Origin of the sequence: Fulvitalea axinellae (assembly GCF_036492835.1) — a bacterium.
GTDB classification, from domain to species: domain Bacteria; phylum Bacteroidota; class Bacteroidia; order Cytophagales; family Cyclobacteriaceae; genus Fulvitalea; species Fulvitalea axinellae.
In genome coordinates, this window is record NZ_AP025314.1 from 3,300,152 (window position 1) to 3,314,638 (window position 14,487).

Below are 14,487 nucleotides of genomic sequence, written 5' to 3' on the forward strand. Positions count from 1 at the left end.
AAAAAGGAAAACGGAGTGCTATTCTATATTAGAAATATGGCTTACAAGGAGCCAATGTCTTTATCAGGAAGTCGAACTTAAGCGTAATCTCATGCGTGCCCGAACTGTATTGGGCAAGGCTCGTAGTTGTCATGTCATAAGAGTAGCCAACGCTAAAGTGATCGGTAATTCGGTATTCCATATTCCCCAACAGAGCGTCGCCAAGACGATAGCCGAGGCCCGCCCAGAAGCGCTCCAGGAAAAGGAAATTCGCGTTTACGTCCACTGAAAGGGGCGCTCCCTGCACGTAGCGGATCATTGTTGTGGGCTTAAATTTCACGTAAGGATTTAGCGAAAAAACATACCCTCCACTCAAGTAGTAGTAAAGCTCATCAAACGATTTTTTTCTCGTTGTCTGCTCGCCATCCAAAAAGTCGTGACCGAGAAGTTGCGGAATGGCGAAACTCACATAATATTTAGGGCTGTAAAGGTAAAGGCCGAAACCTACATTCAAAGCCCTGCGGTTTATATCGTTGAACAACTCGGCGTCACCGGGTTGGGTTGCGTCCTCGGGATCGAGCAACACCTTATAGTCCGAAAAGCTCATTTTGAGGCCAAAAGAGAGATAAGTAGTGAACTTTTGTTCCCTTTGCTTCATCAGGTAATCGTAAGTTTTACGGATTGGCACCCAAACTTTCTCCTCGCTTTCACCAAGCTTAATCCGATAAGAAAAGTCCATTGCCGTAAACAACTCTCTCTCCGGACCGATCTCATCCACATACATTGAACCGCCAATCCCGATACCGTATTTCACCCACGGCATATTAAACGAAGCGGCCGTTGTCTGTGGCGCTCCTTCAAAGCCCATCCACTGCGAACGGTAAAGCAACATACCTTGAATGGTATTATTCGAACCTGCATATGCAGGATTTTGCAATACCGAATTGTTCAAATATTGCGTAAACATCGGGTCTTGCTGGGCTTCGGCCAGATTGGATAAAGTCAAAAACAAGACTACAATGGACAACTTCACACTTAGTCTAGCCCCACGCCAAAAACCGCTCCCCCCACATGAAGTCTTCAACGCAACATAGGCCGCGTATAAATATACCAATACATGGTTTTTCATGATCATTTATTCATTTTAAGAAGCGAAAAAACTCACAACCTTTTATTTATCAACCACTTTACATGGCTGATGCAACTTTCATGGAAGAATATAGGCATTTCCCGGCATATGTTTATAATAAAAACCGGGTATTTTCTCATTCATTTTTCCCCGTTTCAAGCAATGATCAAAAAATACTCGCAAACACCGTCATGAAATCAATTATATATATTTAATTTTATTCATTAAAAATATAACATTAAAAATACACAATTAATGTATCAAAATTGCCTGAGCACAATTGGGCACATAACAGTTGAAAGAAAGTTTAGTAAAAAGAATCAATAATTGAATTATAAATAGAAAAAAGAATATTTTTAATTTATCCAAGTAGTGATTGTACCTCATACCACAGTTCATGTATGTTAAGCAAAGAAAAAGACAGTATATATACATAATATACAGGATTACTTACGCAGCAAAAAATAAAAACTAGAAACTAGAGACCGCCTCGCTAATGAAGACCACACATAGCCGTAAAAAAAGAAAAACCCGGACCAATATGGCCCGGGCTCACACAAACAAAATTAACCCTTAAAACCCACACAGTTATTCAAAAATCACCCTATAGCGTCGACTCACGTCGGCATCTAAAAATGTGTGGCATCTTCAAACCGAATAATTCATCAACGAAACAAACCTTTCGATTCGAACGCTTAATGCATTACAATGATACAACTTAAAATCACTATTGCAAAATTATATTCTGCATTTTAATAATTAAATAACATAAAATTCCACCCAAGCATGTTAAGCCAAAAAAATCAAACACGCCCGTTCCTTTCAATGCGCTGAATTGACAAGTATTTTTCGTACTTTGTGCCTTTACACCCTTTAAGCAAAAAATGGAAAACAGCGCCCACTTACCCCTTTTGTTCAGTTCGGGGATTTATGCGTTCGAGCAAGACAAGCCCGGCACCGACGCCAACGTGCCCCTTGCCATAGTTTTGCTCCAAGAGGAACCTCCTACGGAACAGGAAATGGAGCTCGCCGAAAAAATCGCCGTGGCAACCGGATTTGAGGATTCGAACATAAGCCATTCGGACACACAACTTTCCGATTCGCTTGAGGAGACCCTCACAAGTCTGGGTGCCGAAAACGCAATTATTTTTGCGGAAAGCCATTACACCCCGCCAGAGGGCACGCAAACAAACATTCCGGCTACCGTCAACGACGGAGCGGTGATCCACACACTCCCAATCAGGGATATCGCCAATGAAGTCAAACACAAAAAGGCACTTTGGACAGCGCTTAAAACGGCGTTCCAACCTTGACTTCAGCACAAGGCTTTAAAATAGACTTACCCTAATCGACGATAACACAGTCTCGTTCTCTTTTACAGGAAAACTTTCACCATATCCAAAATAAACCAAACTCCTGATGACTAAACGTTCTCAGATATCGCTCGGCCTTTTCGCCGCGCTGTTCTTTTTTAGCGCCTGGGCACAGGCCGCTCCCAAGATCGAATACAAGCTTTCAATGCCGGAACCTTACACCCACTATTTTGAAGTGGAAATGAAGGTATCCAATCTCAAAACCTCTTATATCGACCTGAAAATGCCCGTATGGGCCCCAGGTTCGTATTTAGTAAGAGAATTCGCCAAAAGCGTTGAGGGGTTCCAGGCTATGGACGCCAACGGCAACCCGCTCAAAAGCGAAAAAACCGACAAGGCCACCTGGAGAATCCAAAGCAAAAAAGCCAAGTCCGTCACGGCCCGCTATCGTGTATACGCTTACGAGCTTTCCGTAAGAACAAGTTTCCTTGACGCTTCGCACGGCTATCTCAACGGCACCAGCGTATTTATGTACGTTGCGGGACAAAAGAAAACTCCCGTTACCGTTACGGTAAAGCCTTACAAAGAATGGAAAAAGGTGAACACTGGCCTAGATCCCGTTCCCGGCAAGAAATTCACTTACTCAGCGCCAAACTATGACGTATTGGCCGACGCTCCGTTCGAAATCGGAAACCAAAGGGAATTCCACTTCGAATCAAAAGGCGTTAAGTTTACCGTTGCCATGTACGGCAAAGCCGACTACAACGAAAACACCCTGAAGGCGGAGATGAAGAAAGTGGTTGACGCCTGCTCCGATGTATTCGGGGGTGACCAACCGAACAAGGACTACACGTTCATCGTTCACAACCTCAGCCACGGCGGCGGCGGTTTGGAACACCTCAACTCCACCACGCTCCAAGTCAACCGCTGGGCATACGCCACCAAAGGCGGAATGCAGAGCTTCCTCAGCTTGGTGTGCCACGAATACATCCACGTCTGGAACGTAAAAAGGCTCCGCCCGAAAAGCCTCGGCCCGTTCGACTACCAGAGCGAGAACTACACTACCCTGCTTTGGGTAAGCGAAGGCATCACAAGCTACTACGACGAGCTGTTGCTGGAAAGAACAGGTATCCTTTCGAAAAAAGAATACTTGGGACGACTCAAAAACGGCATCGGAAGCATCGAGAACCAGCCAGGGCAACGCGTGCAACCTCTTGCCATGTCAAGCTTCGACACTTGGATCAAGGCTTACCGCCCCAATGAGAACAGCTACAACACCACGATCTCCTATTATACCAAAGGAAGCGTGGTGGCCGCTATGCTCGACTTAGCCATTATCGACGCCACCGACGGCAAGAAAAAACTCGACGACGTAATGCTCGAACTTTATCGCAAGACGTATCTGAAAAACGGAAGCGGGTTCACTGAGCGCGACTTCGTCAACACCGTCAACCAAGTGGCCGGAAAAAGCATGGATGATTTCTTCAAAAACTACATCCACAGCACAAAGCAGATTCCATACAACGAATTCTTCGATAAAGTCGGAATCAAGATGATCGACCGCAACAAGGGACGCCAAACCCGCGCGTATCTCGGAGCCATGACTTCGGAAAGAGGCGGCAAGCTGACAATTACCCGGGTAATCCGCGGTACATCCGCTTACGAAAACGGACTGAACGTCAACGACGAAATCATAGCCGTGGACGGATTCCGTGTAAACTCATCGGAACTTTCGAAACTGATCGGATTCAAACGTCCGGGCGAAACCGCCAAGGTCACTATCTCTCGCGACGGATTGCTAATGGACATAAATGTCACACTCAAAGCCGACAACCGCGCAAACATAGCCCTCATGGAAATCGAGAATCCAACCGATCGCCAGAAAAGGCTCAAAGAATTCTGGCTTAAGAAAAATTAAGTTGGAATCAGCCGGTATTAGGCACCTAAATAAGCTAATACCTGATACAGAAAAAGGGCACCCTGTGCGGGTGCCCTTTTATTTTATTTTCAAAACAGAAAAGCGATCAACCTTTCAGTTCCTCATACTCTTTTTTAGCTTCAGCGCTCAAAATACCTTCGTAAATCACGTTTACGGCCTGATCAAAAATCTCCGACGGATTCTCCGGTATTCCGGACTGCACGTCTATCGGCAACACTCTCCAGAAAACCGGATCAAGTAGATTATTGATTGCGCTAGCGTACAGCGCCACTACCAAATCCTTGTTTACCGTAGGCAATACCAAACCTTTCTTCTGCCCCTCTTCAATCAATCTGCGGAAACGCAAAAAAGCCGCCTCGCGCTTGTACCTGGTCACGTCATTCCATACCTCCGGCACATTCTCCTGAATGTCCATCATAAATACGGCGCTCACGTCGGCAAGGCTTGTGCCTGTCAGCGTCAATAATTCTCGAAGCTTTACCGCATACGGAGTTTCCGGGTCAGTGAAAATTTCCTGCACGCTTTGCGACAGTCGGGTTTTCCAATTTTCCACCACCACCAGCAGCAATTCGTGCTTGCCTTTGTAATACTTATAAAGCGTTTTTTTGCTCATTCCTAAGCTTTTCGAGATGTCGTCCATAGTAATCGACGTATATCCCGACTTGAAAAACAGCTTTCGGGCTGTTTCCAATATTTCCTCGCTTTTTTTCGTATGCCTGTCCATAGTACGCTAATTATCTTGTTTTCGCCGTTATAAAACTAACGAAGCGAGAATTAGTTTCCAAGAAATCTGAACTAAGATTCCTGCCCAGTTTCCTGCCCAACTAAAAATCTCGCCGTTTTTTTATAGTTTTGGATACGGGCCCGGCCTTACACGCCAAATCCGCCCGAACCAAAAACGAAGAACTTATCCCAACATACCTATGGACAAAGAACAGGCACGGAACGAGATACTGGAATTACGCCAAAAGCTCAACTACTATAACGAGCAATATTATCTCCACGAAAACTCCGTGGTAAGCGACAGAGAATTCGATTCCTTACTCGAAAAACTCATCGCCCTGGAAAAAGCCCACCCAGAGTTCGACGACCCGAACTCGCCGTCGAGCCGCGTGGGCGGAGGGATAACCAAAGAATTCCCTACCGTAACGCACCGCTACCCGATGCTATCGCTCGGCAACACCTACTCGGCAGAAGACTTGGCCGATTTTGACCAGCGGATCCGCAAAACCCTCGGCGACGAGCCGTTCGAATATCTATGCGAACTCAAATTCGACGGCGTGGCCATGAGCCTGCGCTACGAAAACGGTAAACTCAGCGCCGGCGTAACACGCGGAAACGGAACGCAGGGCGACGACGTAACCAACAACGTCCGCACCATCCGCACCGTACCGCTCAGCCTTTCGGGCCAAGATTTCCCCGAAGATTTCGAAGTACGGGGCGAGGTAATGCTTCCGCTCAAAGAGTTCCGTCGCATCAACGCCGAGCGCGAGGACATCGGCGAAGCCCAATTGGCAAACCCGAGGAACGCCGCTTCGGGAACCATAAAAATGCAGGACTCCAAAGTCGTGGCTTCCCGTAACCTTGACTGCTACCTCTATTATCTGTTGGGAGAAAACCTTGGAGTCGGAAACCAAGCCGAAGCCTTGGAAAAGATGAAGGAATGGGGATTCTTCGTTTCGCCCACATACAGGCTTTGCGCCAACCTCGACGAGGTAATGGAATATATAGAGCATTGGCGGGAAGGGCGTAACGAGTTGGGCGTGGAAACCGACGGAATCGTAATCAAGATCAACGATTTCAAACAACGCGAACGCCTGGGCAACACATCCAAGAGCCCGCGCTGGGCAATCGCCTATAAATACGAAACGGAAAGGGCTTACACCAAGCTCAAAAACGTTACTTACCAAGTGGGTCGCACAGGAGCCGTGACTCCCGTAGCCAACTTGGAACCCGTTGATTTGGCCGGAACGGTAGTGAAAAGAGCGTCACTCTACAACGCCAACGAGATCGAACGCCTCGGTCTCCGCAAAGGCGATACGGTAGGCGTGGAAAAAGGCGGGGAAATCATCCCAAAAATCGTGGACGTGGCCACCGAAAACCGTCCAGACGAAAGCAAATCCATCGCTTTTGTGGAGAATTGCCCCGAATGCGACACCAAACTGATACGCAAAGAAGGAGAAGCGGTTCACTACTGCCCGAACGAGACCGGCTGTCCGCCGCAGATCAAAGGCAAGATAGAGCACTTCGTACAGCGCCAGGCCATGAATATCATGAGTCTGGGCACACGCACCATCAACGCGCTGTTCAACAAAGGCTTGGCCAACAACATCGCCGACCTGTACGAACTGACTTACGACCAAGTAATCGAACTCGAAGGCTTCAAGGAGAAATCGGTCAACAAACTGCTCCAAGCCATCGAAGACTCTAAAAAGAAACCTTTCGAAACCGTCCTTTTCGCCATCGGCATCCGCTTCGTGGGGAAAACCGTGGCCGAAAAATTGGCCCGCCACTTCGGGTCGATAGACAAAATAGAGCAAGCGGATTTCGAAACGCTGATCGACGTGCCCGAAATCGGGGAACAGATTGCCAATAGCGTAATCGAGTTCTTCAAAAACGAAAAAAGCAAAGAGCTAATCGAGCGACTCAAGTCGCACGGCCTTCAGTTCGAGGTAGTGGCCGACGACTCACAAAGTCCGGCGAGCAATCAACTTGACGGTTTATCCTTTGTAGTCTCCGGAGTTTTTGCCAACTTCAGCCGCGACGGAATCAAAGACGCCGTGAAAGCCCACGGAGGAAAAATCGTCTCGGCCATTTCCAGCAAAGTCGATTACCTGCTGGCCGGAGAGAAAATCGGCCCGTCGAAACTCTCCAAGGCGGAAAAGCTCGGCACGAAAATAATCTCCGAAGAAGATTTCGCCGAATTGATTTCGGACTGACAAAAAGCGCAAAGCCAGCACCCGGGCCAACACAGGGAAAACCCTGAAATGTAGCGCTTTGAAATTATATTCCGACGCCGATTCGGGACAAGCGACGAAAGCCGCCGAAAGCCAAACATTATTCTGCTTCGGCGGATTTCGTCGCTTTTGAGCCAAAACCGGCCGTCCAAAACGCCGACAGACCAAGAACACCATTCTGTTAGTCGGACAATTTCGAAACATTGTTCCGTTTTGGTCTTTTTCGCTCTTTTGGGCGGAATTTATTTATAGAAATTTATTTCATTTGCAAAGAAAGTTCTGAACCATGTTCGTCCTTAAAGAGCGTCTGCTCGAACGGAGCACCGAAAAACAGCTCAGGAAAAACAAAGCGAAAAGAAATCCCGCTTCCTGGGAAAACGCCCAAACCGCCGGTATCCTTTTCACCATCGGTGACGAGAAGAAAACCGACGCGGCCAAGAGGCTCCGTACCGAACTGAGGAACAGCGGCAAGGGTAAGAAAATATCCCTGATAGCCTATTTTCCCGGCGAAAAGGACTGCCCTATCGAAGACTTCGACATTTTCACGTCGGCGGATTTCGACTGGAAAGGGCGCCCCGTTCACGAGATGATCGGAGCGTTCATGGACAAGCCATTCGATTTTCTGTTCCATATAGACACGGAACCGAATGCGGTCACGGACCACCTGCTGGCCGCCTCGAAGGCAAAGTGCCGCGTGGGTATATTCCGCCCCGGGGCAGAGGACTATTACGAACTGATGTTAGGCGGTGGCGCCGGCTATTCCGACGCCATCCAGGAGATGTTACATTACATTCACGTGCTAGAGGATTATGCGTAACTTGAAAGGCTCCGGAGTGGCTTTGGTCACCCCGTTTACCGAAGACCACGAGATCGATTTCGAATCGCTCGGCAACATTCTGCGCCATACGGCCCAGGATTCCGACTACTGGGTAGTCATGGGTACCACCGGCGAGTCCGCCACGCTTGAGGAGGAGGAAAAACAGGAAGTCCTGAGCTTCGTACTCGACAACAACCCCGAAAATCTCCCGATCGTGTACGGTGTGGGAGGAAACGACACCCGCTCGGTGGTCAAACGCCTTAAACAGTCCAACCTCGAAGGCGTGGACGCTGTCTTGTCCGTCAGTCCATACTACAACAAGCCTAGCCAAGAAGGCATAATCCGCCACTTTACGGCCGTGGCCGACGCTTCGCCGAAACCGGTGATCCTCTACAACGTCCCCGGACGTACGGGATCAAATATGAGCGCCGAAACCACCCTCAAGCTCGCCGAACACGAGAACATCATCGGCATCAAGGAAGCCTCCGGCGACCTGAACCAGTGCATCGAGATCGCCAAGCATAAGCCCGCCGACTTTCTCCTGATCTCCGGCGACGATATGCTTACCACCTCCCTCATCAGCTTCGGCGGAGCGGGAGTGATCTCGGTACTCGCCAACGCCTTCCCGGCGCTGATGGGCAAAATGACCAACGCCGCCCTCCAAGGCGACTTCGGAGTAGCCAGCAACGCGCTCTTCGCCCTTTCCAGCATCAACCCGCATATGTACACCGAATCGAACCCAGTGGGCGTAAAAGCCGCCATGGAAATCCTCGGCGTATGCAAAGGACACGTACGCCTCCCCTTGGCAGAAGCCAGCGAAGGTCTCCGCGCCAACATCGAAGCCGAAATCAAAAAAATGGGTCTCTAAGACTTCAAAAATATCTTTCGAATAGAAAAACGCCACGGTTAATCGCCGTGGCGTTTTTTGTTTATAGGAATACATAATACTTTTTGAACTGGGCTTCTTTCGGTAAATTGAAAATGTGCTGACGGCTTGCGGGGAATGAATAACTTGTAGCCCTATTTTTTCAATGACCTCAAAAAGAAGAACTTCGACATACTGACAATTGCTCTAGTCGTGGTAGCTATAGTAAGTATTCCTCTCTCATTAAACTATCTCGATGAATTGGCAAGCCTTTTCACCATCGGAGTAAAAGACGCCAACCCAAAAGGCGAAATGCTTAAAATCCTAACTCCAGTTTGGGCCGGAATCATTGGAGCTATTGCTCTACGGGTGAACTTTCTTAGATCAGCCGCATTTATGAAACAAGCTTCCAATACAGAAAGGGGCTTAGTGGAAGAACGATTCAAAAATGCTATCGAACACCTAGGTAGCGACAAGGACCCGATAGTCTTAGGCGGAATCTACGCTCTACATGATATTGCAAAAGAAAACGAGAGCTATCGAGAACCTGTGTTTAACATCTTATGCGGAATGATTCGTAGTGAAGGAAAGGAATTGAGTAAACGGTGTGATCAAATGCAGAAAAAAGAGCTAGAATCATTAAAAGAACAAATCGAAGATGCAAAAAAAACAGGAACTCTAGAACAGCAAAATATATTGAAAGTCCGCTTCCAACAAGTAGATGATATAGATTACGAAAACTGCTACCTCCCAAGTATAAGTTTCCTAACCCATACAATAGTGACGTTAGCCTTTACCAAAAAAGGTAAAAAAGGCAGTATATATAAAATACGTAAAAGAAACCTAAGCCAAGGAAACCTAAAAGCCGGAAAGCTCAATTTTTTCTGTTTCAACAACATGGAATTGAACAGAACAAACTTTACATGGGCAGAATTGAATGAAGCAGAATTTATAGAAGCGGATTTAAGTTATGTGAATTTGATTAGTGCCCATTTAAGCAGGGCAAAACTCTACAAGGCGAACCTATATTACGCAGACCTTAGTAGAACAAAATTGGAGGACACTGACTTAAGCGGGGCAAATCTGGAAGGCTCAATTCTAAATGAAACATCCTTAAATTGCACTAACTTGGAAGGGGCTAACTTAAATGATGCGATCTTAAATGATTCGGTCTTTTATCACACCAAATTAAACAAGACCGATTTCAAAGGATCTGACTTAACAAGCACAAAATACTTTGACACAAACGACTCAAGCCTCAAAAGTGTCACCCCAAACTACCTCAAAGAAAAAGGAGCCATCTTCGATGAAACCACAAAGTTCTTATATCAAGAAGATTTTGGTGCTTTGACAATTTCTGTGGAAAGTAGTCTCTTTGCAAAATGACGGAAGAAGAATTTTACGGGTCAATTCTGCACCTACCTTATCTGAAGGTGGAATCTGTAGTGCACGGTCCAAAGAAGATAGGTATTCACTGCCAAATTACCGTGAATGTCCCGTTTGTCTTAAGAAAAGAGAAACAATCAACCAATACAGTCTGCATAAATACCAAGACTTGAGCATCAGCGGAAAAGAGGTTTGGCTTCACGTCCGGGTTCCCCAGTTTGTTTGTGAAGGTTGCGGGAGATACTTTCTTCACAGGCCTGAATGGGCCTCGTCCGGAAAATCCCATACCGACAGGCAATCAAAATGGATCTTCGAACTTTGCGCCAAACAATCGTTCAGCGAGGTCGCCGCTTTGGTCAACGCTTGCCATAAGACGGTGGAGAGAATATATTTTCGGCACGCAAACAAAGCCGTCGATTTGCTTGGCAGGTACGCCCGCGTCAGAAAATTGGGCATTGACGAATTGGCGCACCGAAAAGGGAAGAAAGACTATGTTTGCGTGCTTACGGACTTGGAACGGGGCATTCACCTCGACATTCTCAAAGACCGGAAAAAAGAAACGATTAGGTCTCATTTCCAGTCTCTTGGCAACGGATTCATGCGGAGGATAGAGGTTGTCGCCTGCGATATATGGAGGCCCTACATTGATGTGTGCGAGGCTTGTTTTCCCAACGCTGCGGTAGTCATCGATTATTTTCATGTCGTCAAATCCCTGAACGATTCATTAGACGGAATCAGGAAAAAGTTGCGAAAAGAACACAAAGACACGGACTGTTTCAAGAATATAAAATGGGCCCTTTTTAAACGTCCTGACCATTGTTGTTCCCGGCAACGGGAATCTTTGGGTCGGGCGTTCCGGGATTCCGCCTTATTGAAAGACGCCTATGACCTACGGAACGAATTTTTGGAGATCATGGACTTTTCAGAAACCAAGGTATCCGACGAGAAACGATTGGACCAATGGATCGAAAAAGCACGGGACGTGAACCAAAAAGGGTTCAACAGATTTGTTAAGACCCTTTGTCGCTGGCGCACTCAGATATGGGCTTTCACTCAAACCGGAGTGACTAACGCAATGACCGAAGGCTTGAATAACATGATTCGGTACTACAAACGAATCTCATTCGGGATACCGAATTTTGAGCATATGAGAATTAGGGTATTAGTTTCTGGGATATAGAGCACCACAGAAATTGTCAAAGAACCAAGATTTTTTTGAAACCTTAAACATGTAAGGAAAGTCTTTATCCAGCGCAGACAACACTAAGTCAACTGCGGAAACGCCCAATCCATCGCGGATAACACTAAGTCAACCGCGGAAACGCACAATCCAGCGCGGATAACACCAAGTCAACCGCGGAAACGCACAATCCATTGCGGATAACCCCAAGTCAACCGCGGAAACGCACAATCCAGCGCGGATAACCCCAAGTCAACCGCGGAAACGCACAATCCAGCGCGGATAACACCAAGTCAACTGCGGAAATGCCCAATCCATCGCGGATAACACCAAGTCAACTGCGGAAACCCCTAATCCGTCCAAGAAACCACACGAAAGAAACCCGAAACTTACACTTCCCTCAATTTCACAGCCTTATCCGGTTGCATACCCGCCTATATCCCCTATTTTAACGCGAACTTGGAATCGAAATATTAGATTAGTTCAATCGTCATCTTCCTATCCCACTTCCCCAGCTTCTTGGGGAATTTAGGGCATTCAGGTGTTTTGTCAAGGAAAGTATAAGCGAGTAACGCGGCTATTGTGTTGATTAGAAACCCTTTGACGCTTCTGTGCCTTGAGTGTTCAATCTGGCAAACATGTTTGAGGATATCGAACGCCGATTTGATTAGCCGCCTGTGCTTCAAATAGTGTTTTTGCTCTTCGGCAAGCATTTCTTTGGGCCTCATTTTACTCCTGAGCTTTGTGACCAAGGTTAGGCCTTTGCCCCTGAGTTCGTCCCTGAGTTTGGAAATATACCCTTTGTCCCCATAGAGGAACCCTTGCAGGTCTTTGGTGAGTGACCTGAGCATTTTGTGGTTGTTGTCCGATACATTTCCCGAAGATATCCTGACGACGACCAGCTGTCCGTATTCGTTTATGACGGCATGGAGCTTAAACCCGAAGAACCATCCCATCGAGCTCTTGCCACGTTTGGCGATTCCGGCGAAAACCCTGTGTTGTTTTATTCTTTTGTTGTGGCACACGGCCAGAGGTTTGGAGTCCACGTAATTGTGGCCTGTCCGGGGAGACAGCCTGACGGCCTGCATAAAAAGCGTCATGGGAGCGAAAACCCGGTTTGAGGCGGTAAGGAAAGTGGTGTAGTCCGGCAGGTCCGGAAAGTAGCTTCTCAGGTAAACCATAAGCACGTTGTTGTAGTACCACTTGAAACACCGGATGCCGGAGAGGTGAAAGAATATCAAAACCGTCATGATTTCACTGTCACTCATCGTCGCGGGCCTACCGGATTTCTTCTGGTTTCCGATTCCTTTCTCCTTGTGGTACTCGTCCAATCGTTTGCAGAAATCGTCGGAAGCGATGAAAATTTCAGTTAATTTGAGAGTGTCCAGAACGGTCATGTCCAGTTGTGTTTATTCGGTTTGTACAAAAACACAAATAAACAAATACTCAAACATTGATCTTTCTGGACGATCCCTTCTTTACCTGACTGTATTTGAGTCGGTTAAATTCCAAGCTCACGTTATTTTAAATCCTCTGGCCGGAAAAAAACTCACGACTCCATTCCGGCTACGCCAAACAACATCCATAAACCCAAAAACGAAAATCTATGCAATCAAGATCAAGACTCCCGGAGGCTGACGCCCTCGAACACTACCGCATCGCTTTGGAAAACGTATTGCTCCAACCCGAAATAGCGTCGGAAATGGCTGAATTGGGTTACGGCCCCGAAACCATCGCCGCAGGCAAAACCCTCCTCGACAATACCCGCCAAGCCTACGGCCACAACCAAACGGAAGACAACGAAACCTCCGCCGCCTACGAAGACTTCCTTCAGAAAAAGGAAGGGTTAGCCAAAACCTACAGAACCCATCGCAAAAAAGCCAAAGTGGTCTTCCGCAAAACCCCGCTGACAGCCGACCGGCTGGGCATCACTGCTCCCATACCCAAATCCCATTCAAAGTGTATGGAAAACTACCGGAAGTTCTACATCGAAGCCTCCGCCGATACCGCTACGCAGACCAAACTGGCCACCATCAAAGTTACAGCAGACGATATCGCCGCGGGCATAACGGCAATCAACGAGATTGAGACCGCCCGGGCCACCTACCTCCGCGAAAAGGGCGAATCCCAACAAGCCACCAAAGCCAAGGACCAAGCCTTCTCCGAACTCGACGATTGGATGACGGACTTCTTCGCCGTTGCCCGCATAGCGCTCGAAGAAAAGCCCCAGCTTCTGGAAGCCTTATCCGAGACCGTCCCTAGCTAGGGCCGTCCCCATCTCAATACGGTGGTCCCAACCACCGTACATCTCCGTTTTTTCCCGAAAAAAAACCATCCTATTGCCCCGTACCTTTCCATATACGATATTGCTTTAAAGCCTTAGGCTTCTGATCCACTCATTTTTTCTGAAAATTACTGCTATACATATGGAAATGGACCCCGAAATTGCCAAGCTTATCGACCAACTATCCTTAGTTGATCTCGAAATGATACAGCGCCCCCGAAAACACGCCGTGCTGGAAGTAACGGAAAGCATATTCGGAGAGACGAAGGAAAGCAAAAAGCGGGAAAAGGAAAGGCTCAAAGTCTTGCTCAACAAAAAGTGCATGCTCATCAACGCCTGTCCCCTGCCGGAAAATCCGCAGACGCTGGCCTCGCTCACCAACCTTTGCCTTTCCAGCTACAAAACCGCCGAGACCGAAATGGAGAAAGAGGCTTGGCGCAACAAGATGAGGACATCGCTCCACCGCCTCCAAGTAAGCATTTCCACGGCCGAAGGCGAACTAGTGGCCGACGATTACCTGTTCCTGAACGCCGAATACGAAAAAATATCGGGCATAGAGCACGTCCCCACCCGCAAACGCTCCTTCTTCGACATATTCCGCCGCTAAAGTTTTACTTATGAAAAAGAAAACATACTTT

12 protein-coding genes are annotated in these 14,487 nt (G+C 47.5%); 9 read left to right on the forward strand and 3 right to left on the reverse strand.

Features of this window, described 5'->3' with window-relative positions; translation table 11 throughout:
- Window positions 1–28: 28 nt before the first annotated feature.
- Window positions 29–1,108, reverse strand: coding sequence for a PorP/SprF family type IX secretion system membrane protein (locus tag AABK39_RS12355; protein ID WP_338391661.1), 1,080 nt, complete (start codon window positions 1,106–1,108; stop codon window positions 29–31).
- Window positions 1,109–1,992: 884 nt separating this feature from the next.
- Between AABK39_RS12355 and AABK39_RS12360 the strand changes: the two genes are divergently transcribed.
- Window positions 1,993–2,421, forward strand: coding sequence for a hypothetical protein (locus AABK39_RS12360; protein ID WP_338391662.1), 429 nt, complete (start codon window positions 1,993–1,995; stop codon window positions 2,419–2,421).
- Between the two features lie 106 nt (window positions 2,422–2,527).
- A complete protein-coding gene (locus AABK39_RS12365) occupies window positions 2,528–4,339 on the forward strand; it encodes a M61 family metallopeptidase (RefSeq protein WP_338391663.1) in 1,812 nt (603 codons plus the stop codon).
- A gap of 106 nt (window positions 4,340–4,445) precedes the next feature.
- Here AABK39_RS12365 and AABK39_RS12370 read toward each other — a convergent pair whose 3' ends face one another.
- Window positions 4,446–5,084, reverse strand: a complete 639-nt coding sequence (locus AABK39_RS12370; protein ID WP_338391664.1) for a TetR/AcrR family transcriptional regulator — start codon at window positions 5,082–5,084, stop codon at window positions 4,446–4,448.
- Window positions 5,085–5,283: 199 nt separating this feature from the next.
- Here AABK39_RS12370 and ligA point away from each other — a divergent pair, with 199 nt between their 5' ends.
- The 5 genes from ligA to AABK39_RS12395 all read left to right on the forward strand — a co-directional run bounded on the left by ligA (window position 5,284) and on the right by AABK39_RS12395 (window position 11,565).
- On the forward strand, window positions 5,284–7,299 hold the full coding sequence (gene ligA, locus AABK39_RS12375; protein ID WP_338391665.1) for an NAD-dependent DNA ligase LigA: 2,016 nt from the start codon (window positions 5,284–5,286) through the stop codon (window positions 7,297–7,299).
- A 304-nt stretch (window positions 7,300–7,603) separates the two neighbouring features.
- Window positions 7,604–8,134: a DUF6913 domain-containing protein gene (locus AABK39_RS12380; protein ID WP_338391666.1), complete on the forward strand. Its 531-nt coding sequence runs from the start codon at window positions 7,604–7,606 to the stop codon at window positions 8,132–8,134.
- Window positions 8,127–9,002 (forward strand): 4-hydroxy-tetrahydrodipicolinate synthase, encoded by an 876-nt coding sequence (dapA, locus tag AABK39_RS12385; protein WP_338391667.1) that lies wholly within the window; start codon window positions 8,127–8,129, stop codon window positions 9,000–9,002. The genes AABK39_RS12380 and dapA overlap by 8 nt, the downstream gene beginning before the upstream one ends.
- Window positions 9,003–9,212: 210 nt before the next feature.
- Window positions 9,213–10,385 (forward strand): pentapeptide repeat-containing protein, encoded by a 1,173-nt coding sequence (locus AABK39_RS12390; protein ID WP_338391668.1) that lies wholly within the window; start codon window positions 9,213–9,215, stop codon window positions 10,383–10,385.
- A complete protein-coding gene (locus tag AABK39_RS12395; protein WP_338391232.1) occupies window positions 10,375–11,565 on the forward strand; it encodes an ISL3 family transposase in 1,191 nt (396 codons plus the stop codon). Before AABK39_RS12390 ends, AABK39_RS12395 begins: the two co-directional genes overlap by 11 nt.
- 473 nt (window positions 11,566–12,038) lie before the next feature.
- Here the strand turns inward: AABK39_RS12395 and AABK39_RS12400 are convergent, their stop codons facing one another.
- Window positions 12,039–12,962, reverse strand: a complete 924-nt coding sequence (locus AABK39_RS12400) for an IS982 family transposase (protein WP_338391669.1) — start codon at window positions 12,960–12,962, stop codon at window positions 12,039–12,041.
- A 209-nt stretch (window positions 12,963–13,171) separates the two neighbouring features.
- Between AABK39_RS12400 and AABK39_RS12405 the strand changes: the two genes are divergently transcribed.
- Both AABK39_RS12405 and AABK39_RS12410 read left to right on the forward strand, forming a co-directional pair.
- Window positions 13,172–13,831 carry a PQLLE family protein gene (locus tag AABK39_RS12405; RefSeq protein WP_338391670.1) on the forward strand — a complete coding sequence of 220 codons (660 nt, stop codon included), beginning with the start codon at window positions 13,172–13,174 and terminating at the stop codon, window positions 13,829–13,831.
- 166 nt (window positions 13,832–13,997) lie between these two features.
- The gene (locus tag AABK39_RS12410) at window positions 13,998–14,456 is read left to right on the forward strand and encodes a hypothetical protein (RefSeq protein WP_338391671.1); all 459 of its coding nucleotides are present in this window, start codon (window positions 13,998–14,000) and stop codon (window positions 14,454–14,456) included.
- Window positions 14,457–14,487: the final 31 nt, after the last annotated feature.

Coding starts and splice junctions, on each gene's coding strand:
- AABK39_RS12355 (WP_338391661.1), bottom strand. CDS start 1,108: ATGAAAAACCATGTATTGGTATATTTATACGCGGCCTATGTTGCGTTG.
- AABK39_RS12360 (WP_338391662.1), top strand. CDS start 1,993: ATGGAAAACAGCGCCCACTTACCCCTTTTGTTCAGTTCGGGGATTTAT.
- AABK39_RS12365 (WP_338391663.1), top strand. CDS start 2,528: ATGACTAAACGTTCTCAGATATCGCTCGGCCTTTTCGCCGCGCTGTTC.
- AABK39_RS12370 (WP_338391664.1), bottom strand. CDS start 5,084: ATGGACAGGCATACGAAAAAAAGCGAGGAAATATTGGAAACAGCCCGA.
- ligA (WP_338391665.1), top strand. CDS start 5,284: ATGGACAAAGAACAGGCACGGAACGAGATACTGGAATTACGCCAAAAG.
- AABK39_RS12380 (WP_338391666.1), top strand. CDS start 7,604: ATGTTCGTCCTTAAAGAGCGTCTGCTCGAACGGAGCACCGAAAAACAG.
- dapA (WP_338391667.1), top strand. CDS start 8,127: ATGCGTAACTTGAAAGGCTCCGGAGTGGCTTTGGTCACCCCGTTTACC.
- AABK39_RS12400 (WP_338391669.1), bottom strand. CDS start 12,962: ATGACCGTTCTGGACACTCTCAAATTAACTGAAATTTTCATCGCTTCC.
- AABK39_RS12405 (WP_338391670.1), top strand. CDS start 13,172: ATGCAATCAAGATCAAGACTCCCGGAGGCTGACGCCCTCGAACACTAC.
- AABK39_RS12410 (WP_338391671.1), top strand. CDS start 13,998: ATGGACCCCGAAATTGCCAAGCTTATCGACCAACTATCCTTAGTTGAT.